The following is a 24,506-nucleotide window of genomic DNA, read 5'->3' on the forward strand; positions in this document are numbered from 1 at the left end:
TTTCTTTGGCACAAATCCAAATATTCCTTTCCCCCATTTCAGTTCAAAAACCATTGCTGAGCCAATACTTTATGATTAGTTTTACCTAATTATTTTCATAAAAATGCTTCGAGAGCAAAAAAAACAAGCTTAGTCATTGAGGTAAGAAGGTTCCGTTTCGAAATCGAGCGGTACGGAAAAAAGGCCGAACATTGTTTATGCATCTAGCCAGTAGAAGGCATCTTATCCACACCCGCTCAACCGGTACCATTCAAAAACATCTCATAGTTAAGTTATTTAGACATCTGTTTCATGAAAGAGAATTTACCATTTCAGTCGACTGTTGCCAATCTGGTTTTTGAGTGGTGCAAACCTTCGCAGAAACCGCCGGTTTTATCCCGGGTGACCCAAACAAATTTTGAAGAGGTCTTCAGCTTTGCAGCCAGAAACGGGGTGGCACCTTGGTGCTATTATCAATTCAAAAAACATCCAGCGATGGTTCTGCCACCGGAATTGGAAGAACCATTAAAGATGCAGTATCTGCAAACCCTTCTGATGAATCGACAAAAATGGAAAGTTTTCAGTGAGATGAATCTTTTGGCCCGACAAAACGGAATCACCATCGTTCCCCTCAAGGGAACGGCATTGGCCTTCACAGTCTATCCGCAGGAAGCATTGCGCCCCATGGGCGACATCGACATTCTGGTGCCCGATGCGCAAATGGATCTCTTTGCTGATATCATGTATCAAAAGGGCGCCACTCCAATTCATCAACCCATTTCGCAACTACACGCCAAAGTCAATGCCCATATCCCTGCCATCCGCTGGCAAAATATCATGATAGAGCCTCACCGGCGTCTTTTTGCCATTGGAAGTACGCTAAACCCTCAACAGACAGATCTTTTCAGTGAAACCTTTTGTCCACAACAGATACCCAACATCAGTATCTTTAATGATGTTATGCAGACCTATCATTTGGCCGGTCATCTTTTAAAAGGTTATCAGTTGGGAGGACTGCGACTGGGTTGGTTGGTGGATCTGGCGCTCCTCCTAGAAAGGAATCAACACGACCCGGCCTTCATTCGAAAAGTGCTGAACTTTAACCCACGGGAAAAAGAGCAAATGGCCTCGGTCATGGCCTGGGCCATGCGCCTGTTGCCTTATGATCCCTGGAACATCCGTCCTAAAATTCCATTTCCGGAAGAGACCTTTTTCCTGCGTGAGACAGATGCGGCTAAAAGACATAAACAAATGGTCGTCAAAGAGATTTTACGACTGCCGGGAATCAAAAACAAAAGCATAATGCTCTTCAGAGAATTTTTTCCTGAAAAAGCGTATATGGATCAACAATATGGAAAACATCGGGGAGTCGCCCTACTAAAGCTCTACTTTAAACGAATATTGGGATTTTGAGCAAAGAATTGGATAATTTCCAGGCATGCTTCCGACAAATGGTCGGTGGCAAGCTTTAAGTTTTGCAAAAACTCTTCATGCGTTGGTTTTCCCGAATCTACCAAATCGGTCACCGCTTTGACACAAAAAAAAGGCACTGCATGCAAAGAAGAGACCCATGCAACAGCAGCCGCTTCCATCTCCTTAAGCTCCCCTCCCAAACGATGAATACGCTTTTCATCCCCTTCAGGCATATCCAGAGAACTGCCCGTGGAAACAACGCCATATTTTAAATGCAGACTTTGTAACTGACCGGTATCCCACACCGGATAATGACCTTCACTATGGGCCTCCCACCCAGGAATATCCACACGATGATCATGATAAACCACTTCCCGATGGCTCAAATAAACATCTCCTATTCGGGCCCCTTTTTGCATAAAACCACCCGCAGTGCCGGCATTAATCACCATTTGGGGACGATACCGTTCCAGTGCCAGTTGAGTGGACAATGTGGCTGCTTCGGTACCTATCAAATCATGCGTCGTAGCCCGGTCTTTTCCATTAGTAACCAAACACAAAGAAATGCCTTCATATTCACCTGTCCAGCCTCGCATGGGCAAACCAACGCCAAAAAACTCATCTTCCACAAGTGACAATTTCCGTATCAACGGCCTGGCTTCTGCCTCCATGGCCACAATAAAAGTAATCCTGTCTATGCACATAATTAAAGGTTAATTTAACGGAGGGTCAATGATTCTCATCGCCCAAAGATTCCTCATATTTTTCAAACATCAATGCTTTGGGCCGGACATATATCTATCCCTCCCCCAATATTAATCTTCTATTCCAGATATTTAGCCAATTGGATTGTTCGACTATTCCGAAAATTATTTGAACAAACAAAATAACAACAATAAACTTAAAACTCATCGACGGAATGGATAAAACGACCTCCACAGTCTCAAAAAACGGGAAATAGAAACATTGATTTAGAAAGATTCCACGCCTGCAAACAATGCAATCAGATATCACTATCTTTGCCACCGAAAAATTTATTTCATGGCAGAATCATTATCTTCAAAGGCTATCACATATTGGTTCGCATAATTTATAAGCCCTGCTACAAATTGTGAAACTAATAATAATAAACAAAGAATTTATAGGAAGCTCACAAGTATCACAATGTGAGATGGTCACTAAAAAGTATGTATACCCCCTGAATCAGGCGAGTTCCATCAGACCAATGAATTAACCAAATTTTATACTGATGAATAAAGATTTCCCCCAAATAATCCTCAAAACATCGGAGGACGGATCTTCCACCCTTTACCGTCCCGACCTTGACGAACACTACCATTCCATTCACGGGGCCATACAAGAGTCGATGCATGTATTCATTCGGGCGGGCCTTCAACACTATTTAAAAATGAAAGCCCCGAATGGCAGCGACAGCGTTACCCCACAAAAGAGGATAGAGATCAAAACCAATCCGAATATCCAAAACAAAATCGCCAGCCATCACCGCCCAAAGGTCGACCCCATACATATTCTGGAAGCAGGATTCGGCACCGGCCTTAATGCCCTGCTCGCTTTAGTCTATTCGAACAACCATCCTATTTGCTACCACTCCCTAGAAAAATACCCGCTCCCACCCGAAATAACGGAAAAAATAAATTATCCCGACCATATTCCCTTCCAACAGGCTAACAGCTGTTTTCAGAAAATTCATAAAGCCCCCTGGAACCACCCAACCGACATAACCTCACTATTCCGGCTCGTGAAGGAACAAACCGAAATACAAAACTTTGTCAGCAACAAACATTACGATCTGGTATTTTACGATGCCTTTGCCCCCGACAAACAACCGGAACTGTGGACCCCGGAAATCTTTCAATCCATTGCAGGCATGATGAGTCCCGGAGCCATTCTCACCACCTACAGCGCAAAGGGAAGTGTAAAAAGAGCTCTCCAAAATGCAGGCCTCATTATCGAAAAAATTCCCGGTCCTCCCGGAAAAAGAGAAATGCTGAGAGCCACAAAGCCGGCATCCTAAAGCAAAAAAAAATCTCGAATGGCTCAGTTTTTCACCGCCACTTTACCTTAATAAGTAGTAACAATTCTAATTTCGTACTCTTTTCATTCATGATTTTCCAATATTTCATCCTACATTTAACCTGGAATACTCTCATTGGGAAATACGAAACAGTTGCAATCAATAAAGCCGAAAAAGCGGATAACTGCCATTGGGACGAAATATTTCCCCAAATCGGAAGAATTTTTAGGTTGTTCCATTCATGCTAATCCATACATCCATTAACAGAGAATTCCGGACAATAGAAAAATAAATCAATAAATATCCATACGAATGAAAAAAAGACAATTAATCATGGTCATGACTACTGTATTGCTAGCCCTGGCCGCATGTAACCGAGTTCCCAACACCGGAAAAGTGGAACTCAACAATCAGCTGGATAGTTTAAGCTATGCGTTAGGATTTTATGAGGCCAATGCCTGGAAAAACAACTTAAAACAAACCCCTTTTGATACTATTGAATTTAAACAGGTGGCACTGGCATTAAAAAATGCCAATCTACTGGAACGATATCTCGAATTTCGAAAAAATCAGTTCGACACCATTGATGTAGAAATCTTTAAAAAAGGGTTTTTCAATGAGTTGGCTTATGGGCAATCTTACTTCACGGAAATGACCGCAGACATCTACATCCGCCAAATTTTCCAACAAATAAGACAACGAAAAGACAGCCTGAAAAACAAAGAGGCCAGAAATAATCTGAATAAAGGAAAAACCTTTTTACAAAAAAATGCCATGAATAATGGGGTTATATCACTGGAAAGTGGACTCCAATATCAAATATTAAAAGAGGGGAACGGCCCAAAGCCTAAAATAACCGATCAGGTGCGATGCACCTATCACGGAACACTCCTCGACGGAACGGTGTTCGACAGCTCAGTGGAGCGGGGTGATACGGCAACCTTTAGGGTAAACAAGGTCATCAAGGGATGGCAGGAAGCCTTAACGTTGATGCCTGTCGGGGCCAAATGGAAATTATTTGTGCCTTCCGATATGGCCTATGGCAACAAGGGCGCCGGCGATAAAATTGGCCCCAACGAAACGCTCATTTTTGAAGTAGAATTGATTGATATTCTATAATTCACAATCGTCTTGGCAATTGCCGACGAAAAACTTTTTGTATATTCATACATATTAATATAAGATATAGGGATGTTCAAATTAATTGGACATCCCTTCTTTTTTGCAAGACACTCAAACGTCCAACAGACACTGACCTTGGTGTCAAAAAAAATAGGACTCCACTATTTCTATCGCACCAATCAAATTTTTAACCCACCAATCAATTTTCATCCATCCCGGAAAAATTTCATCATGCCCGAAAATATTTGATCATGCCCGAAATTTTTTGGTTATGCCCCTCTCATTTTAGTTGGTTTCGGAAATATCTGACCATGCCCCTCTCATTTATGTTACCTCTGAATTTATTCATTATTTCCAGCAAATTTTCACGATTCCCCATTTTTACAACTATTCTCTGAGAGAGATCCTTCATTGCTAAGTGTGATACGTATGAATACTTTTTATATACCGGAAAGCATTGCACACACAAAAGAAAGATGAACCAGAAAAAAACGATTGATTACGATTCCTATTTCGACCATGCATCACCTGACCGTTTTTAATTTTACATTTTCGAAACCCATAAAAAATGAGGAGTGAACCTACCGTTGATGACAGATTCACTCCTCTTTAACACAACTTATAAAACCTAAACTACATTAGCAACGTCACAGCGACGTTGACCTTCAAAGATGATCTCCTAATGCATTTCAACAACCACCGGATTCCCAAGCCGTTGGGCTTCGTCAGTCATGTAAGCCTTAAAGTTTTCAACATCTTTCCATTTCTCATCTTCGAGTCCCCAAACAGCAAAAAAGAAATGACGGGCTGCTCGGTCGGCCTTGATTTTTTGGGCGACATAATAGGTTTCGGAAATAACGTGACTGAACGCTTTCTCCACCACCGTCTGATACCCCCGTTCAAAGAAGTTGATATCTGTGGTTCGTGCCACACGGGTCACCTCATCGTCTTTCAACATTATTGCCATTCCCAGTTCATCCTTATTTTCCGACTGAAGATCGTGAGTCCCGATCACCCGATAACCGGGGTCGGTTTTAAACTCAAACGGCTCATTGGTTAATTTACTTGTAACTATTCCGGTCACCAGCTGCTTTTCACCATCAAATCCGTTAACGGTCACGTCCGACATAAACCAATATTTCCCGGGAAAAATGGTGATCCGCTCCACGGCCGATAAAGATTGGTCGGCCACCTTCCACCCTTCATATTTCAGATCGAACACCGACCTGACTGGTCCTTCAGTAATTTTCTCAAAAGAATACTTTTCTGTGGACCCCAGTCGGTAGAGCGAATCTGCTTCCAGCATGGCAAGACCTCCGGAACCCAGAGAACTTCCACAGTGAAGAATGTCCATCCCCCAATCGGAAAGCGTATGATAATCCGGTATTTCCGGTGTATGGAGTTTATCCAGAAGGATATCTGGTTTCAGCTTCCCAAACAGATCCTTAATATTCCTGACATCAAAATAGTTACGGAACCCCATTTTATCATTTTCCCAACTAACGCTTTCCCCTTGCGCAATAATTTTAAATCCTTCTGAAATGGGGGGAGCATCGTACTTATCCACCTCTTTATAGGTTCCATCAGGTTGATGGATGCCCAGCTGGATATTGGTACGAACAGGAAATTCGGGATACTCATCTTCGGGAAGATTAACTACCTCCAATGATAACGTTTCGGAAGGCTGAAAATCCACCGTAAAAACGAGTTCATCCCACACGCCGTCACGGTCCATGTCATCTACCTGAGAAGGAACATATTGGTCGTTAAGCTTTATCGCTGCAGCAAACCCTTGGGGAATTTCGCCAAAGCGTTCTTCCAGGTCGGATCTCTTAACAACAATGGTTTCGTCACTTCTTTCCACATCCAGAGGATTGGAAACCACCAGCGACGGTTTTTCCGAACATGAAGTGGCTCCCCATAACAAGAGAGCCACAACACCCATAATCACTCTATTCATTTGGCAAATCATTTTCACCTTTAACATAACCGAAATTAGCAAGAATACCACCATCGACGTACAGAACGTGTCCGTTCACGAAGTCACTGGCTTTGCTGGCCAGAAAAAGAGCTGCATTACCCACATCTTCGGGCTCTCCCCAACGACCCGCCGGGGTACGCGTCATCACCAAATCGTTAAAAGGATGGTTCCCCTCGCGAATAGGCGCTGTTTGAGCAGTTGCAATATAACCAGGACCTATTCCATTTACCTGAATGTTGTATTTGGCCCACTCACAGGTCATATTAGCCGTAAGAAGTTTCAATCCCCCCTTGGCAGAAGCATAGGCAGAAACGGAATTACGACCATAGACACTCATCATTGAGCACATATTAATAATTTTTCCGCTCCGTTTCTTAATCATTGAAGGAGCCACTCTTTTGGACACAATCAAAGGAGCCACCAGATCCACATCAATGACTTGTTTATATTCAGAAACTTTCATGTCAAGAATAGGAATCCGCTTAATGATTCCGGCGTTATTGACCAAGATATCAATCTCACCCAATTCCTTTTCAATTTGAGTGATTCCTTTATCAACATCTTCTTCGTTGGTCACATCGAAGACCAAGGTATAAACATCAACACCATCTTTGGCATACTCTTTTTTGCACGCCTCAAGCTTTTCTTGGGAAAGGTCATTCACCACAATTTTGGCACCGGCCTTTCCCAGCGTTTTACCGATGGCCATGCCAATGCCGTGGGTTCCCCCTGTAATAAGGGCAACTTTTCCATTCAGATCAAATAACTCATTAATGATACTCATAACAGTATATTTTTTAATAGTAACACTTTAACTTAATTCTTCAACAACCAACATTTCCCCAATTATTTCAAATCTTGAGGGCCGCATTTTTCCATGTCGTCATAATCCAGATTTTCACCTGCCATACCCCAGATAAAGGTATAGTTGGAAGTTCCGGCAGCACTATGAATGCTCCATGAAGGCGAAATCACCGCTTGCTCATTTTTCATCCAGATGTGACGGGTTTCGTCTGGTTGACCCATAAAGTGACAAATAGCCTGATCATCCGGTACTTCAAAATAGAAATAGGCTTCCATTCTTCGGGTGTGCGTATGGGCAGGCATAGTATTCCAAACACTTCCCGCTTTGAGTTCGGTCATCCCCATCTGCAACTGACAAGTTTTCACCACACTATTTACCAACAGTTTATTGATCACCCTATGATTGGAGCTTTCGAGCGCACCCAGCTCCACAATTTCGGCATCCTCTCGGGTAACTTTTTTGTTGGGATACTCATGGTGCGCCGGTGCAGAATTGATGTATAAATGAGCCGGCTTGGAAGCATCGACCGAAGCCATTGTTACTTCTTTATTCCCGCTGCCCAAATAAAGCGCTTCCTTATACTTTAAAATGTATTCGGTTCCGTCGGAAGTAATTTTCGCATCACCACCAACATTAATAATTCCCATCTCACGACGTTGCAGGAAATATTCGGCCTTTAACTCCTTAAACGGCTCCAGTTTCAACGCTTGATCGGTTGGCACCGCTCCGCCCACAATGTACCTGTCATACAGAGAATAAACCACATTGATTTCGCCCGGAACCATTACGTTCTCAACCAGAAAATCTTCACGGATTCTCTTGGTGTCATAACCTTTAAAATCAGCAGGATGTGCTGCATACCTTAACTCGTAATTCATGATTGTATTATTTTAATAAAACATTAAACATTCTTATTTACTTCAAATTAATGATTTCATCGTCTCCTGGATACATAGCCGATGAATTCTCATGCATGGAAGATAACCGTGGAATCAGCCGCACCGGAATTTGAATTTCCTCCTCGCCAAACTCATCTTTCCCCAGGTTATTGATTATGGAACGGGCCACCTGAGAGCCCATCTCAAAAGCATTTTGTTCGACAGATGTCAGCCCCGGATCCACCAACCCGGCAAAAGGTTCATTGGCAAACCCACAGATTTTAATCGCTTCGGGGACTTTGACACCCAACTTTTTCAATTGCTTCAGGGCTCCCAGAGCTGAAAAATCACTGGCCGAAAAAATGGCATCAATCTTTTGAGAATGAAATAGTTTTTCGGCAGCCTCAGCTCCCGCCTCTTGCAATATGCAATTTTCGACTACCAACTCCGGATCAAACGCTATATTGCTTTGTTTCAGAGCATATTTATAGCCTTCTAACCGCTCGCGATACACATTGATGTGAAGTGCTCCTGAAAAATGCGCAATTCGCTTACACCCATTTTTAATGAGATGTCGAGTGCTTCGTAAAGCGCCCAAAAAATTATCATTAATAATCCGGGGGCCTTTCACCTGGTCTGTTACACGGTCAAACTGAACCAATGGAATGCCTTCCGAAATGATGTCCAAAAAGTGATCAAACTCCTGTGTCTCCACCGAATGAGAAATGATAATCGCGCCCACTCGGTTTTGCATTAAGGTTTGAACCGCTTTTCTTTCATCTTCTTCTCTTTCATGAGTTTGACAGATCAACAGACTATACCCTGCCGGATTAAAAATGGCCTCCACTCCACTAATAACATGACTAAAAAAATGACGGTTAATACGCGGTACAATCATTCCGATGGTATCGCTTCTTCCCTTTCGTAAGGAGGAGGCCAGCATATTGGGCTGATACCCCATTCCTTCGGCCACTTTCAGAACAGCCGATCTGGTTTTTTCGCTGACTCTGGTATTTCCGGAAAGAGCCCGCGATACGGTCGATGGCGTTATACCCATCTGATTGGCGATATCCGTAATGGTAACATGTTTTTTGGCCATACTTCAGCAAATTGTATGACAAAAATACAAACGTTTGCACATAAAACACAAATTTTTGACACTGTTTTTCCCTTTTCTCATATTTAATCCATTCTTTAGAACAGGAGACCGCTTAAATAGCCCACTCCAATAACAACGTTTCCGAAATTGAAGCGATAAATATTCAAACATTCTATTTAAAAGCCACTTAAAATACACATACACCAATAAAGGTCTGCCTTTTACTGCTTCTATCATCTCCCCAAATTTTAAATAACAGCAAAAAATCATAAAAATATTTGACCGAAATAAAAGAATCTCATATCTTCGTGTTCGTTAACGAAAAGTGAATTCATCCTTTTAATCAACGAATAAGCAAGTTCATAACAAATGGCAATTTTTCAAAATTGAACAACCATAAAAAATACATGAAACGATAATTGGCAATACCTACCCCAACCGATACTGAATGATTCAGGGATTCCAAAAAAATTGGATAAAACTCAGTCAGCCGAGTTCCCTGAAACTGATGAATCAATAAAAGAGATAATTTTTATACGAATGAAACGAGCATGATCAGTAACTAAGATCACAAAAAAGTATGTATATAACTTGATCATGCGAGTTCCATTCGGTCAACAACTTAAGTAAATTTTATTTTATACGCATGAAACGAACATGACCATGTAAGTTGATCACAAAAAAGTAGAAAACTTAAGATCATGCGAGTTCTACCAGACCAATTAATTAAACAAATTTTATACTGATGAAAAACTTTATTCATCCCGACTTCTTACTGGAAAGCGCAACCGCAAAAGAAATATTTCATGATTATGCGGAGGCGCAACCGATCATTGATTTCCATTGTCATCTTTCCCCAAAACTGATTGCAGAAGATCATCGCTTCGACAATCTGGGAGAAGTATGGCTTGCAGGAGATCATTATAAATGGCGTGCCATGCGAACCAATGGTGTGGATGAAGCATACTGCACCGGTGCACCCTCTTTCTATGACAAATTTTTAAAGTGGGCTGATACAGTACCCTATACGGCAGGAAATCCCCTCTATCACTGGACCCACCTGGAACTGGCACGTTATTTCAACATCTTTGATCTGCTCAGCCCTAAAACAGCGGACACCATTTATCATCAAGCATCCGAAATGCTGAAGCAGAAGGAGTTTTCTACCCGCAATCTTTTGAAAAAAATGAAAGTTGAAGTGGTAGGAACAACAGACGACCCGGCAGATAGCCTGGAATATCACATTCAGTTGAAAAATTTCGAAATTCAGGTCCGTCCTACCTGGCGCCCCGACAATTTGATCAAGACCGATAATCCGGAAACATTCAATCAATATATCAACCAATTAGAGGAAGTTAGTGGCGCTGTCATCTCCTCTTTTGCCGATCTTCTGAAGGTATTGGATCAACGGCATGCTTTTTTCCATGAAACAGGATGTCGTGCCTCCGACCACGGCTTGGACAGGATGTACTACACCGATGCCGCCGGAACCGATCCCGAAAAAGCCTTCCAAAAAATCAGAACAGGACAGAAACTCAACGAACAGGAAACAGAAGGCTACAGATACAAAATCATGCAGGAACTCTGTAAACTCAACCACAAACGGGGCTGGGTGCAGCAGTTTCACCTGGGAGCCATGCGTAACAACAACACCAGGCTCTTTAATAAATTAGGTCCTGATACCGGATTTGACTCCATTGCCAATCCACAAGACAGTTACAAAATTTCCCGTTTTCTGGATAGCCTGGATGTTTCCAACCAATTGGCAAAAACCATTCTATACAATCTTAATCCGGCCGACAATGAAGTGTTTGTGACCATGATCGGCAATTTCCAAGATGGTTCTGTCCCCGGCAAAATGCAATATGGGGCTGCGTGGTGGTTCCTGGACCAAAAAACAGGAATGGAGAAACATTTGGCTGATCTCTCTGCCTTAGGACTCCTTTCCCGATTTGTAGGAATGGTTACCGATTCCAGAAGCTTCCTGTCCTATCCGCGTCACGAATATTTTAGAAGAATAGCTTGCAATTACATCGGACAAGAAGTGGAAAAAGGCGTTATTCCTAAAGATCAAGAAATTCTTAAAACCCTTGTAGAAGGTATTTCCTATCAAAATGCCAAAGCCTACTTTGGATTTTAAGGTATGGAAAGGGGAAAATACGCAGACGGTGACATTAAGTGACAAAATTGAATCGTTCAGACTATAGCAACAAGAAATGAATGTTACCTTCTTCGAAATAGGGAATCCCCTACCTTGTTTTTTAATATGGGTAGACGTCAAAAGAAAAGAACAATTAAAAAACCCGTTTTTATTTAATCACAATAATTAAAACCAACAGGAAACGTAAATTAAAAATTTATCATCATGTCACAAAAAAGAGTAGTTACCTTCGGAGAGATCATGCTGAGGCTTTCTACGCCCGGATATCAACGTTTTGCACAAGCCACATCTTTCGACATCAACTATGGCGGTGGCGAGGCCAACGTTGCTGTTTCACTGGCCAATTACGGGATTGATGCCAGCTTGGTAACCCGTCTTCCCCAAAATGATATGGGACGGGCATGCCGTATGGAACTGGAAAAATATGGTGTAGATACCAGTAAGATCCAGTATGGAGGTGAACGACTGGGGATATATTTCCTGGAATCGGGCGCTGTAGCACGCCCCAGCAAGGTAGTTTATGACCGCGCACACTCTTCTTTTGCCACTGTGGAGACCGGAACTTTCGACTGGGATGAAATATTTGAAGGAGTGGATTGGTTCCATTGGACTGGTATTACCCCGGCTGTATCTCAAGGTGCTGCCGATGTTTGCCTGGAGGCGATAAAAGCAGCCAACAAAAAGGGAATTACCGTTTCCTGTGACCTTAACTACAGGAAAAACTTATGGAAATATGGCAAAAAAGCCAATGAAGTAATGCCCGAACTGGTAGCCGGTTGCGATATCGTTCTGGGCAATGAAGAAGATGCTGAAATGGTACTGGGAATAAAACCGGAAGGGGTAGACATCACCGGTGGCAAAGTAGAAGCTGCAGCTTATCAGAGTGTTTCAGAGCAAATCATGAAACAATATCCAAGAGTAAAAAAAGTAATCACCACGTTGAGAGGTTCTATCAGTGCCAGTCACAACAGTTGGTCGGGAGTTTTATTTGACGGAAATAAACTTTATACCGCCCCCACCTACCAGATTACACATATTGTGGACCGCGTGGGTGGTGGAGACTCTTTCATGGGAGGTCTGATCTACGGTTTACTGACCTATAACGATGATGAAAAAGCTCTTCGGTTTGCTACGGCAGCATCTTGCCTGAAACATACCATCCATGGTGACTTCAACCAGGTAACCGTGCCGGAGGTGGAAAAACTGATGAGCGGGGATGCTTCGGGACGGGTGTCACGTTAATTCCCGATCATCGGATTACTCAACTTTAAAAAAAATAGAAAAATGGCAAAATATAGTAGAATAGAAGTTTTTCAAACCATGAAAGAGACAGGGGTGGTACCGGTATTTTACCACCCTGACCTTTCCACCGCCAAAAAAGTTCTGAAAGCTTGTTACGATGGCGGCATTCGTACTTTTGAATGGGTAAACAGAGGAGACTTCGCCCATGAGATCTTCAGCGAACTCAATAAATATGCACTGAAAGAATTGCCGGGAATGATTTTGGGCGCCGGATCGGTGGTCGAAGAAGCCACGGCCGCCCTCTATATCCAGGTAGGAGCCAATTTTATCGTTTCACCTCTTTTCAATGAGAACATAGCCCGCATGTGCAACCGCAGAAAAATAATGTGGGCACCGGGATGCGGATCGGTATCCGAAATCGGAAAAGCAGAAGAACTGGGGGCTGAACTGGTAAAAATTTTCCCCGCCTCGGAAGTGGGGGGACCCTCTTTTGTAAAAGCCGTGAAAGGCCCTTGTCCTTGGACCAATATTATGCCAACAGGTGGAGTTGACACCTCCAAAGAAAACCTTCAAAAATGGTTCAATGCCGGTGTTACTTGTGTGGGAATGGGATCCAAACTCTTCCCCAAAGACATCATTGAAAAAGGCGACTTTGACGCTCTGTCAGCAAAAGTAAAAGAACTCATCAGCACCATTAAGGAAATTAAATCGGCATAGTCATGACAAATCCTATTAAAGATCTTAATCTAAAAGACAAAGTTGCCGTCATCACAGGCGGTGGCGGAGTAATCTGCTCGGTAATGGCCAAAGCTTTGGCGTCAAAAGGCGTCAAAACAGCCATTCTTGATCTTAAAAAAGAAAATGCTGAAAAAGTAGCCTCGGACATCAAAAACGCGTTCGGCACCGAAAGTATCGGCATTTCAGCCAATGTGCTGGATAGAGGTAGTCTCGAAGCTGCCAAACAAGAGATAAACGAAAGATTGGGATCGATTGATTTCCTGATTAACGGCGCCGGGGGGAATGCCCCCTCGGCCACCTCTAAGGCTGAGAGAATCGACCCGGCAGATCTGGACCATCTGGAAGAAACCTTTTTTGGGCTGGAGTTGGAAGGGTTTGATAAAACCTTCGACCTCAACTTTAAAGGGACACTCCTCCCATCTCTTGTTTTTGCCAAAGACATGGTTTTAAAACAAAACGGAGGAATTGTCAATATTTCTTCTATGAATTCCTACCGACCCTTGACCAAGATTCCTGCCTACTCGGCCTCTAAAGCTGCCATTAACAACTTTACCCAATGGCTGGCGGTTCACTTTGCCAAAACCGGTGTCAGGGTCAATGCCATTGCCCCCGGATTTTTACTCACCAATCAAAATCGTTTTCTATTGATTGATGAAAAAACGGGCGAAGCTACACCGAGAGGTCATAAAATTATTAATGGGACCCCCATGGAGCGATACGGCACACCCGAAGAACTCACCGGGGCATTAATCTTTCTTCTTTCCGACTGGTCGGAATTTATCACCGGAATCGTGATTCCCATAGATGGGGGTTTTAGTGCATACAGTGGTGTTTAATCCTTAAAAATGAACAACAATGAAACTAAAAAATGACTTCAAATATGCCATGGTTGTTCCAACCAGCATGGGAGTAAGAATCACACCGGAAAACGGACAACCGGTCCATAGCAGTGACACCTTTAAGATGCAAGCTACAAGTGCAGAAACCAATGTAGCCAGCATCTCTTCCTATCTGGGATTACCGGTTAAAGTGCTCACCACTTTTGTAAAAGACAGCCCTATTGCCCAATTCATCAAAAGCAATCTTCGTAATCGTCACATGGATTATGAAGGAATGGAAGTAGAACAAGGCGGCCCTTGGGGCTATCGCCATCAGTTTAACATTGCCGACAGTGGCTTTGGCGGAAGAGGCCCTCGGGTACATAACGACAGAGCCGGTGAAATAGGCCGAACTCTGAATGCCAAAAACTTCGATCTGGAACGAATCTTCGGACAAGAAGGAGCAGGTGTTTTGCATCTTTCCGGGCTCATTGCAGCACTGTCGCCCGAAACAGGAAATTTTTGCCTCGAAGTGGCACGGGCCGCAAAAAAACACGGCACAATCATCTCTTTCGACTTGAACTACAGAGCCTCTTTCTGGAAAGACAGACAAAAAGAGCTTCGGGACATTTTCATCGAAATAGCGTCCGTTTCTGATGTCCTGATTGGTAACGAAGAAGATTATCAGCTTTGTCTGGGTATTGAAGGTCCAGAAGCCGGCGGTAAAGAAATCGCGGACAAGATCGACAACTTTAAGGAGATGATTATGCGGGTGAAGCAAACCTTCCCCAACGCTTCGGTGTTTGCAACAACACTACGCCAGGTGATCTCAGCCAACGAACATCTGTGGGGCGCCATTATGCTTGAAGGCAATAACTGGGAAGTGATAGAGCCACGCCCCATCAGAGTCCTGGATCGCATTGGCGGCGGCGACGGTTTTGTAGGAGGTCTGCTATATGGAATCATCAAAGGTTGGGAACCACAAAAATGGATTCAATTCGGATGGGCATCGGGCGCACTGGCAACCACCTTCCTGACCGATTATGCACAACCGGCGGACGAAGAAATGATCTGGAGCCTCTGGAGTGGAAATGCCAGAGTGAAAAGATAAATTTTAAACTAATTGTAGAGACGGAATAAAGCCGTCTCTACAAAACAACACCTCACAGGATCAGGGCATCCATAAATGAAACACAACAAACCAGCATGATTTATTTTCAACAAGGATCGGAGAAGAGTGTCCTAAGACCTGATGACCTGAAAAAAGGTCTCTTTGCGGCACTCGAAAAACTGGGAAACCGCCAGAAAGTATTGGCCGTACCACCCGATTATACCCGCTTTCATTCCAAGGCCGGTGAATTGACCGGCTATGCCTATGAATACTACGGTAAGAAGCTAACAGATGTCCTGCCGGCTCTTGGTACCCACACAGCCATGACCCGTGAACAAATGGACCATATGTTTGCGGGTATTCCTCAAAATTTATTCCGGGTACATGATTGGAGAAACGATGTGGTTACAATGGGCTTAGTCCCCGGTAGTTTCATTTCTGAAATAACAGACGGTCGGATTGATTACGACTGGCCGGCACAGGTCAACAAAATGATCCGGGATGGAGGGCATGATCTGATCCTTTCAATTGGTCAGGTGGTGCCTCATGAAGTGATCGGGATGGCCAACTACAATAAAAATATTTTCGTGGGAACGGGTGGTTCAGAAGGCATCAACAAAAGTCACTTTATTGGTGCCGTTTACGGAATGGAAAGAATCATGGGACGCGCCAACAATCCCGTTAGAAAAGTCTTGAATTATGCTTCCCATGAATTCACCGCTCACCTTCCTATAATCTATGTTCTCACGGTTGTTGGGAACGACCCTCTTGAAGGATTGGTGGTTCGAGGATTATTCATCGGTGATGACAAGGAAGTATTTGAAAGAGCTGCCGATTTGTCCTTGAAGGTTAACTTTGAAATGGTGGAAGAACCCCTGAAAAAGGTAGTAGTATACCTCGACCCCACAGAATTTAAGAGTACCTGGCTGGGCAACAAAAGTATTTACCGAACCCGCATGGCACTGGCCGACGGCGCGGAACTGATCGTTCTGGCTCCCGGACTGAAAGAATTCGGGGAAGATCCTACCATTGATAAATTAATCAGAAAATATGGATATAGAGGCACCCCTGCAACCTTGAAAGCCACCAATGAAAACGAAGATCTCAGAGAGAATTTGGGGGCAGCAGCCCACCTGATTCACGGAAGTTCCGAAGGCCGCTTCACAATCACCTATTGCCCGGGTGCGCTCTCAAAAGAAGAAATTGAATCGGTTAACTTTAAATATGCCGATCTGAATGAAATGACATCAAGATATAATCCGGAAAAACTGAAAGATGGGAAAAACATCCTGCCCGATGGAGAGGAAATCTTCTTTATTTCTAATCCGGCTCTGGGATTATGGGCCCATAAAGACCGTTTTTCAGAATAGCCTCTTTAAAGGAAAAAATTCCCTGAAAATAAAATTCAACACCACTTCAGCCCTGTCATCCCATAAAAGGGGCTGAAAATGGGAATCCCTCGAATGGGAAATAAAAGAATTACGTATTATTGTGGCAAACTAAAACTAACAACAAAATATTAACACCATGAAACAATTATCAGACATCGGACTCATCGGGTTGGCCGTCATGGGCGAAAACCTGGTACTGAATATGGAAAGCAAAGGATTTCAGGTATCTGTTTTTAACAGGACCATTGAAAAAGTGGACAATTTTATCAATGGTCGAGCCAAAGGAAAAAACATAAAAGGGACCCATTCTTTGGAAGAACTGGTTCAATCGCTGGAACGTCCCCGGAAAGTGATGTTGATGGTGAAAGCAGGAGCAGCAGTCGATAAACTCATCGACAGTTTAATTCCTCTACTGGAACCGGGTGATATCATCATTGACGGCGGAAACACCCATTTCCCCGACACCACACGTAGAACCCAATATGTTGAAAGCAAAGGATTGCTCTACATTGGAACCGGAGTCTCCGGAGGTGAAGAGGGTGCTTTGAACGGCCCCTCCATCATGCCCGGTGGGTCACCTAAAGCATGGCCGGAAGTAAAATCCATTTTCCAATCTATTTCTGCAAAAGTAGAAGATGGAACCCCTTGCTGCGACTGGGTTGGTGAAAATGGAGCCGGACATTTCGTAAAAATGGTACACAACGGCATTGAATATGGTGACATGCAGATCATTAACGAAGCTTATCACGTCATGAAGGAGCTGCTGGGAATGTCGGCCGATGAGATGCATGAAGTATTCAAAGAATGGAATAAAGGACCTCTCGACTCTTATCTGATTGAAATAACCAGAGATATATTAGCCTACAAAGATGAAGACGGACAACCGTTGGTAGACAAAATTCTGGATACTGCAGGCCAAAAAGGAACAGGAAAATGGACCGGAATATCAGCTCTGGACCTGGGAATTCCGCTGACATTGATTGGAGAAGCCGTCTTTTCAAGATGTCTGTCGGCCATTAAAGAAGAACGCGTGGAAGCTTCAAAAATACTGAAAGGCCCCAAACCCGAATTTAAGGGCGACAAAGATGCTTTCCTCAAAGACTTGCATGATGCGGTATATGCTTCAAAAATCATCTCCTATGCTCAGGGTTATGCATTGATGAGCGCCGCCGCCAAAGAATATGGCTGGAACTTGAATTATGGTGGAATTGCCTTGATGTGGCGGGGTGGGTGTATCATCCGTTCAGTCTTCCTGGGAAAAATTAAAGAAGCTTTCGATGAAAACCCCAATCTGACCAATCTGTTACAGGCTCCTTTCTTTAAAGATGTGATCCACAAAACTCAGGATGGATGGCGGCGCGTGGTTGCCAAAGCCGTAGAAAATGGCATCCCAACACCGGCATTTGCATCGGCTCTCAACTATTTCGACGGTTACCGCCACGATCGTCTCCCCGCCAACCTGCTGCAGGCACAACGCGACTATTTTGGAGCCCATACTTACGAGCGCATCGACCAGCCAAGAGGACAATTTTTCCACACCAACTGGACCGGCAAAGGCGGGACCACTGCTTCAACCACCTACAATGTATGATCTCTTTAAATCATAAAACAATGAATAAACTACTGACAGTTTCCCTCGCCTTGCTGTTTATTATTTCAGGGGGATGTGGCCTGAACAAGGAGGTTAAAGTTCTTAAGCTCGGACATGGACTTGACACCAAACATTCTGTCCACATTGCCATGGAATTTATGGCCCGTAGGGTAAAAGAATTATCGAACGGAAAATTAAAAATAGAAATTTACCCCGGAGGAGTTCTTGGTTCAGAACGCGAAAGTCTGGAACTCCTCCAATTGGGGAGCCTTGATATGACCAAAGTATCCACTGCCGCCATCGAAGGCTTTGTGGAAGAATATAAAATTTTTGGACTTCCCTATATCTTCAAAAGCAAAGAGCACGCCTATGCGGTTTTAGATGGTCCTTTGGGTCAGGAAATCCTAAACAAAGGAGAAGAATTCTGGTTGAAAGGCCTGTGCTTTTATGACGCCGGAGCCAGGAGTTTTTATACCTCCACTCCCATTCAGTCACCAAAAGACTTGGAAGGCCTTAAAATTAGAGTTATGCAAAGCATCACCTCTTTTGAAATGGTACGGGCCATGGGCGGATCACCAACACCCATTTCCTGGGGCGAATTATATACCGCCCTGCAAGGGAAAGTGGTGGACGGAGCTGAAAACAACCCGCCCAGTTTTTACCTCTCCCATCACTATGAGGTTTGCAAGTACTATACCCTCAACGAACACACCCGGCTGCCGGATGTCTTAATTATGAGCACTCATGCCTTGGAAAAACTTAATTCTCAGGAAAAAGAATGGCTCATGCAAGCCGTCAAAGAGTCCATTCCCGTGCAGCGAAAAGAATGGGAAAAATCTGAAGAAAACGCCTTAAAAGCAGTTGTCGCAGAAGGCGTTGAAATCATCAAACCGGATAAACAACCCTTTATTGATGCGGTTGCAGAAGTGTATAATTTATATAAAGACAATAAAAAACTTTGGCAGCTGATTCAAAGAATTAAGAATGCCGATCCGGCTCTTAAAACCGAAGAGGAATAAATGAACCGGAGTGTTTGAAGTTTGAAATTAAAAAACCGAAAATCATAATGATTTCAGAACACTGAAATATGGAATGATTTTTCATAAAAGAAAGCTTGATTAATAAAAAATAAGAAATCAACTAATATGAGCCTTCGACAAAAAATAGACAAACTACTGGAAATATTTCTAGTCATCATAATGACTACCCTGGTAGTGGATGTAGTATGGCAGGTAGCCAGCCGCTACCTTTTTTCCAACCCCAGTTCATTCACCGATGAATTGGCCGTATTCCTGCTAATATGGGTAGGCATGGCCGGGGCAGCTTATGTCAAAGGGAAAAATGAGCATCTAGCCATAGATATTCTTCCCGAAAAGCTAACTCCGCCCAAAAAAAATCGACTTATGGTGTTCATCAATTTCCTGATCATTATTTTCAGCTTAACCATCATGGTCGTTGGAGGTGCCTGGCTGGTTTATACCCGGTTCAGGCTGGGACAAGTCTCTTCAGCCCTTCAGGTTCCCATTGGTTATGTCTATATGATCGTACCCATAAGTGGGCTGCTGATGATCTATTATTCGCTGGATGATATCAGAAAATTAAACATAGAATACAAAACACTCATCAACAAAAAAAATAAAAAGAATTAATTATGGAACTAGATATCCTGGGTATTCTCGTCCTCATTTTTTCATTTCTGTTTTTTCTGGTCATAGGTACCCCAATTGCATACAGTATTGGATTGTCAGCTCTGGCCACCATGCTGGTAAGCTTTGATGTGCTACCCGCATTTTCCACCATGGCCCAACGAATGGCCACCGGTTTGGAAAGCTTTTCTTTGCTGGCCATTCCGTTCTTCATATTGGCAGGACAGTTAATGAATTCGGGGGGAATTGCCATGCGACTCATTGAGTTTGCGAAAGTCATTGTAGGACGTCTGCCGGGTGGACTGGCCCTGGTAAACGTTACCGCCAACATGCTCTTTGGAGCCATATCCGGTTCCGCTGCCGCATCGGCCTCTGCCATTGGCACCATCATGTCGCCAAGAATGGAAAAGGAAGGCTACGACAAAAACTTCTCCGCCGCCATTAATGTAACTTCAGCAACAACGGGATTGTCCATCCCTCCCAGTAACGTACTGATCGTTTACTCGTTGGCCAGCGGTGGCGTCTCTATTGGGGCCTTATTTTTGGCAGGTTATCTGCCGGGAATCCTGACCGGAGTGGCATTGATGTTGGTGGGCGCTGCCTATGCCTATCGAAAAAAGTATCCGGTAGCAGAAAAAATCCCTTTTGGCGCGGCCGTCAAAAAGTTTTGGGATGCCATTCCCAGCTTAATGATGCTGGTGGTTGTTATCGGGGGAATTATTGCCGGTTTATTTACTGCCACCGAAGCTGCTGCCATTGCAGTGATCTATAGCTTGGTACTGGCTCTCATCTATAAAGAAGTTTCCATTAAGCATCTTCCTAATATTATTATCAGTACCATTCGCACCACTGGAATGGTAATGTTGCTGATTGCGGCTTCCATCGGCTTGTCGTGGGTGATGTCATTCGAAAATATTCCACAAACGGTTAGTAGCGGACTTCTTTCGCTATCATCCGATCCATTTATTATATTAATTATCATTAACTTAATACTACTATTTGTCGGAATATTTATGGATATGACGCCGGCCGTTTTGATATTTACCCCAATATTTTTACCCATTGTTACGGCTCAACTGGGACTCGATCCCATCCATTTTGGGATAATTATGATCTTAAACCTGAATGTGGGGCTTTGTACACCACCGGTAGGATCAGTATTATTTATCGGTTGCAGTGTTGCCAATCTAAAAATTCAGGACTTGGTCAAACCATTAATCCCATTTTACATTGCGATGATTGCCGTACTGTTACTGGTCACATTTTTCCCGGGAATATCTCTTTGGTTCCCTAGATTATTTGGCTATTAAATCCATAATCAGCATGACGGGAAACAACAGGTTAAATCTTCCGCTCGTTTTCTGAAGATCAACATCAATGAAGCAAGTTAGAATAAAAGACATAGCACAAAAAGCGAACGTCTCCATAGGGACAGTGGATCGGGTACTACACAATCGCGGCGAAGTAGCCCCAAAAACGAGAGAAAAGGTGCTTTCGATAGCGAAAGAAATGAACTATCAGCCTAATATTGTCGCACAAGCCCTTACAACACGAAAGACGTATAGAATTTCGGTTTTGATCCCCAGGGGCGGAAACGACAATATTTACTGGCTCTCCCATCCCAAAGGCATTGAAAAAGCAGTTAAGGAACTGCATCCTTTCTTGGTAGAAATAGATTATTGTTTATTTGAGCTTCACAATGAAGCCGATTTTCTGAAACGAACGGAAGATATCCTGAACAATTTGCCCGATGGGGTTATTCTTGCCCCAATTCTTAAAAAAGAAGCCATTCAGTTTTGCAAAAAACTGGACAGCCAAAAAATTCCATACATCTTTATTGATACATTTATCGATCAGACCAACTGTGTATCATTTATTGGTGAAGATGCCTTTCAGGGGGGACGGGTAGCCGCCAGCCTGATCGACTACGGACTGCCGGCCGAAAAAGACATTCTTATTGTCAATCTGGCTAAAGACCTGGAAAACACTCAACACCTGAACCGTCGTAATCAGGGTTTTCTGAGCTATTTTCTGGACTCCGGAAAAAATACCGGAATGAAAATCACCGTCGAAATCCCGGTGACCGAACAATCGGTGGTAGACCAAAAACTCGATTCCATTTTTCAACAAAATGCCAATATTGGAGCTATTTTGGTTTCCAGTGCAAAAACACATGTGATAGCTAGATATGTCGAAAAAAGAGACCTCAAAACCATCCTGGTGGGTTATGAAGTCACCAAAAAAAATGTGGAATATTTAAAAAAAGGGATCATTCACTTTCTGATTGGTCAAAAACCAATGGAACAATCCGAAAAAGCGGTAAAACGGCTTTTTGAATTCCTCACCACTCATTCCATTTCATTGGAGCATGAGTTCCAACCGGTAGAAATCATTAACACCGAAACCATTACAATGTTTTAATCACCAAATCATGAGATATGAAAAAACTTGCAAAATACTCATTTGGAATGGGCGACCGATTTGCCCATCAAGCTTCGTGGCAGCTTAAGGCTATTACCGAAATTGAAAAAAATGGGGTCGAAGTAACTCCTGTTTGGAACAAATCCAACCGTGAACATACCACCATTGGCAGCGAACCAAAAGACAATAGAGATGCAGCCCAAAAAGCAATAGAAAAAGCAGGCTGGTCTAAATTATGGTTTATTGATGCCGACCACATTAATATGGATACGGTGGATCGTTTTCTGGACAGCTCAAACTTTTTCACCATTGATGTGGCGAGTTACATAGGTAAAAAAGGAGAGCCTTCAGAAGAGGAAGCTTTTATCAATAAAATGCGACCTTTTATTGGCACCCTTAATATTCCGGGTGTAGGATCCCCATTTCAGGTAACGGAACAACAATTACGAAACATCGTTGCACAATACCTTCATGCCGCTTTCATGGCAGGAGAAACGTACCAACACATCGAGGCGGCCAAGGGAAAAGGAAATTTCATCACCGAAGTTTCTATGGATGAAGTGCCCGAACCACAAACGCCAGTGGAATTGTTTTTTATTTTGGCCATGCTGGCACACTACAAGGTCCCGGCTCAAACCATTGCACCAAAGTTCACAGGACGTTTTAATAAAGGGGTGGATTATGTGGGCGACCTTGAAACCTTCGAAAAAGAATATGAGGCCAACCTCATGGTGATCGATTTTGCCATACAGAAATTTGGGTTTCCTCCGGAATTAAAGCTAAGCATCCATTCCGGATCGGATAAGTTTTCCATTTACCCAATTATCAAAAAATTATCTCAAAAACATGATAAAGGATTTCATCTAAAAACAGCTGGAACAACTTGGCTTGAAGAAGTGATCGGGTTGGCACTGGCAGAAGGCGAAGCGCTCCATTTTATCAAAGAACTCTATTCTAAAGCTCTTGACAATATTGAAAAGCTTTGTGCCCCCTATGCGGATGTTATTGACATAAACAAAAACAACTTACCTCAGCCCAATGAAGTTAATAATTGGACTGGCGAGGAGTTTGCTAATGCTTTACGCCACATACCGGATCATCCCTTATATAATCCAGACCTTCGGCAACTCATTCATGTAGCCTATAAGTTGGCGGCAGAGAAAATTGACCAATTCAATAAAATGTTGGAAGAGCATGCTGATATCGTTGGGAAATGTGTATTTGAAAACATATATGAAAGACATGCAAAAAGATTGTTCATTTTTCCCTCTAAATAAGATAATAACCGGTTGATGATTATTCGGAGATGGCAAGCAAATCATAAAAATGAGAATATGTACATGTTATCTATTCTTCATCAACCAATTATCTCGCTAATATCTATTTCTTAATTAATATAGGAATAAGATAGAACAGAATTAATTTAAACAATCTGTTTCAAGACCATAATAGATTATTGCATAGATGAAACAAGCATGAACAACGAAGGTTGTCATTACAAGAACATGTATAAACTGGCGGTCATGCGTGTTCCACCCAACCAATAACTTAAGTACATTTTCATAAGGATGGAAAAATTAAATTTTGTTTGTTTGTATCATACTAAGAAATGGAATAAAAAAATATAATTTAAAGTTGTATTCCTTTCTTAAAATAAAAAGGGCTGTCTATAAATTGTTAGACAGCCCTTTTTATTCCTATTTTTCATTCCAATCCATCCACAATAATTGACAGAAAAAAACCTAAGGAAAAGCCTCTTAAGCCAAAAAAATTATCCCAACCTTTAGAGAATCAAGAATTCCTATAATCATCAAATCTTATTCATCCACACAAAGCCGTACGGCTTTACCTACAAAAGCAGTACGGCTCTTACTTTAAAAGCGGTACTGCTTTATTCCTTATAGCAGTCCGACTACAAAACTTGGCGCAAAACTGCTTCATAAGGTGTTAAAAGGGTTAGAGACAGTATTCATTAACCAGGAAGAGATCCTTGAATAAAATATTGACATTTTGTGATGTAAGATCATTAGATTTCATCCCACACCCACCGGTCCCTAAAGGGGGTGTGCCAGAGC

20 protein-coding genes are annotated in these 24,506 nt (G+C 42.8%); 15 read left to right on the plus strand and 5 right to left on the minus strand.

What is annotated here, in order from left to right:
• Nucleotides 1–291: 291 nt before the first annotated feature.
• Nucleotides 292–1,392, plus strand: coding sequence for a nucleotidyltransferase family protein (locus ACT29H_RS15615; RefSeq protein ID WP_444822587.1), 1,101 nt, complete (start codon nt 292–294; stop codon nt 1,390–1,392).
• Here the strand turns inward: ACT29H_RS15615 and ACT29H_RS15620 are convergent.
• Nucleotides 1,365–2,096: a phosphorylase family protein gene (locus ACT29H_RS15620; RefSeq protein ID WP_444822588.1), complete on the minus strand. Its 732-nt coding sequence runs from the start codon at nt 2,094–2,096 to the stop codon at nt 1,365–1,367. The two genes, ACT29H_RS15615 and ACT29H_RS15620, sit on opposite strands and share 28 nt — an antisense overlap.
• Nucleotides 2,097–2,641: 545 nt before the next feature.
• Between ACT29H_RS15620 and mnmD the strand changes: the two genes are divergently transcribed.
• Nucleotides 2,642–3,427 (plus strand): tRNA (5-methylaminomethyl-2-thiouridine)(34)-methyltransferase MnmD, encoded by a 786-nt coding sequence (gene mnmD / locus ACT29H_RS15625; RefSeq protein ID WP_444822589.1) that lies wholly within the window; start codon nt 2,642–2,644, stop codon nt 3,425–3,427.
• A 312-nt stretch (nt 3,428–3,739) separates the two neighbouring features.
• Complete coding sequence (locus ACT29H_RS15630) at nt 3,740–4,546, plus strand: FKBP-type peptidyl-prolyl cis-trans isomerase (protein ID WP_444822590.1); 807 nt, start codon at nt 3,740–3,742, stop codon at nt 4,544–4,546.
• 682 nt (nt 4,547–5,228) lie between these two features.
• Here ACT29H_RS15630 and ACT29H_RS15635 read toward each other — a convergent pair.
• From ACT29H_RS15635 to ACT29H_RS15650, 4 genes are all read right to left on the minus strand, one after another.
• Nucleotides 5,229–6,509, minus strand: a complete 1,281-nt coding sequence (locus ACT29H_RS15635; RefSeq protein WP_444822591.1) for a DUF4861 domain-containing protein — start codon at nt 6,507–6,509, stop codon at nt 5,229–5,231.
• Nucleotides 6,502–7,314, minus strand: coding sequence for a gluconate 5-dehydrogenase (locus ACT29H_RS15640; RefSeq protein WP_444822592.1), 813 nt, complete (start codon nt 7,312–7,314; stop codon nt 6,502–6,504). Before ACT29H_RS15640 ends, ACT29H_RS15635 begins: the two co-directional genes overlap by 8 nt.
• Nucleotides 7,315–7,376: 62 nt before the next feature.
• A complete protein-coding gene (gene kduI / locus ACT29H_RS15645; protein WP_444822593.1) occupies nt 7,377–8,213 on the minus strand; it encodes a 5-dehydro-4-deoxy-D-glucuronate isomerase in 837 nt (278 codons plus the stop codon).
• 37 nt (nt 8,214–8,250) lie between these two features.
• On the minus strand, nt 8,251–9,312 hold the full coding sequence (locus tag ACT29H_RS15650) for a LacI family DNA-binding transcriptional regulator (protein WP_444822594.1): 1,062 nt from the start codon (nt 9,310–9,312) through the stop codon (nt 8,251–8,253).
• A gap of 745 nt (nt 9,313–10,057) precedes the next feature.
• On the opposite strand from ACT29H_RS15650, the gene uxaC reads away from it, so the two are divergent.
• The 12 genes from uxaC to ACT29H_RS15710 all read left to right on the plus strand — a co-directional run bounded on the left by uxaC (nt 10,058) and on the right by ACT29H_RS15710 (nt 23,708).
• Nucleotides 10,058–11,452: a glucuronate isomerase gene (gene uxaC, locus ACT29H_RS15655; RefSeq protein ID WP_444822595.1), complete on the plus strand. Its 1,395-nt coding sequence runs from the start codon at nt 10,058–10,060 to the stop codon at nt 11,450–11,452.
• 225 nt (nt 11,453–11,677) lie between these two features.
• Nucleotides 11,678–12,715 (plus strand): PfkB family carbohydrate kinase, encoded by a 1,038-nt coding sequence (locus tag ACT29H_RS15660; protein ID WP_444822596.1) that lies wholly within the window; start codon nt 11,678–11,680, stop codon nt 12,713–12,715.
• A gap of 42 nt (nt 12,716–12,757) precedes the next feature.
• Complete coding sequence (locus tag ACT29H_RS15665) at nt 12,758–13,432, plus strand: bifunctional 4-hydroxy-2-oxoglutarate aldolase/2-dehydro-3-deoxy-phosphogluconate aldolase (RefSeq protein WP_444822597.1); 675 nt, start codon at nt 12,758–12,760, stop codon at nt 13,430–13,432.
• 2 nt (nt 13,433–13,434) lie between these two features.
• Nucleotides 13,435–14,289, plus strand: coding sequence for an SDR family oxidoreductase (locus ACT29H_RS15670; protein ID WP_444822598.1), 855 nt, complete (start codon nt 13,435–13,437; stop codon nt 14,287–14,289).
• A 19-nt stretch (nt 14,290–14,308) separates the two neighbouring features.
• A complete protein-coding gene (locus ACT29H_RS15675; protein ID WP_444822599.1) occupies nt 14,309–15,382 on the plus strand; it encodes a sugar kinase in 1,074 nt (357 codons plus the stop codon).
• A 95-nt stretch (nt 15,383–15,477) separates the two neighbouring features.
• Complete coding sequence (locus ACT29H_RS15680) at nt 15,478–16,752, plus strand: lactate racemase domain-containing protein (protein WP_444822600.1); 1,275 nt, start codon at nt 15,478–15,480, stop codon at nt 16,750–16,752.
• Between the two features lie 157 nt (nt 16,753–16,909).
• Nucleotides 16,910–18,364 (plus strand): decarboxylating NADP(+)-dependent phosphogluconate dehydrogenase, encoded by a 1,455-nt coding sequence (gnd, locus tag ACT29H_RS15685; protein WP_444822601.1) that lies wholly within the window; start codon nt 16,910–16,912, stop codon nt 18,362–18,364.
• 20 nt (nt 18,365–18,384) lie between these two features.
• On the plus strand, nt 18,385–19,383 hold the full coding sequence (locus tag ACT29H_RS15690; RefSeq protein ID WP_444822602.1) for a TRAP transporter substrate-binding protein: 999 nt from the start codon (nt 18,385–18,387) through the stop codon (nt 19,381–19,383).
• Nucleotides 19,384–19,509: 126 nt separating this feature from the next.
• Nucleotides 19,510–20,013, plus strand: coding sequence for a TRAP transporter small permease (locus ACT29H_RS15695; protein WP_444822603.1), 504 nt, complete (start codon nt 19,510–19,512; stop codon nt 20,011–20,013).
• A 2-nt stretch (nt 20,014–20,015) separates the two neighbouring features.
• Nucleotides 20,016–21,320: a TRAP transporter large permease gene (locus tag ACT29H_RS15700; RefSeq protein ID WP_444822604.1), complete on the plus strand. Its 1,305-nt coding sequence runs from the start codon at nt 20,016–20,018 to the stop codon at nt 21,318–21,320.
• A gap of 67 nt (nt 21,321–21,387) precedes the next feature.
• On the plus strand, nt 21,388–22,431 hold the full coding sequence (locus ACT29H_RS15705; RefSeq protein WP_444822605.1) for a LacI family DNA-binding transcriptional regulator: 1,044 nt from the start codon (nt 21,388–21,390) through the stop codon (nt 22,429–22,431).
• 17 nt (nt 22,432–22,448) lie between these two features.
• Nucleotides 22,449–23,708 (plus strand): tagaturonate epimerase family protein, encoded by a 1,260-nt coding sequence (locus tag ACT29H_RS15710; protein WP_444822606.1) that lies wholly within the window; start codon nt 22,449–22,451, stop codon nt 23,706–23,708.
• Nucleotides 23,709–24,506: the final 798 nt, after the last annotated feature.

This window comes from Thermophagus sp. OGC60D27, from assembly GCF_052400625.1.
Taxonomy (GTDB): Bacteria; Bacteroidota; Bacteroidia; order Bacteroidales; family Marinilabiliaceae; genus Thermophagus.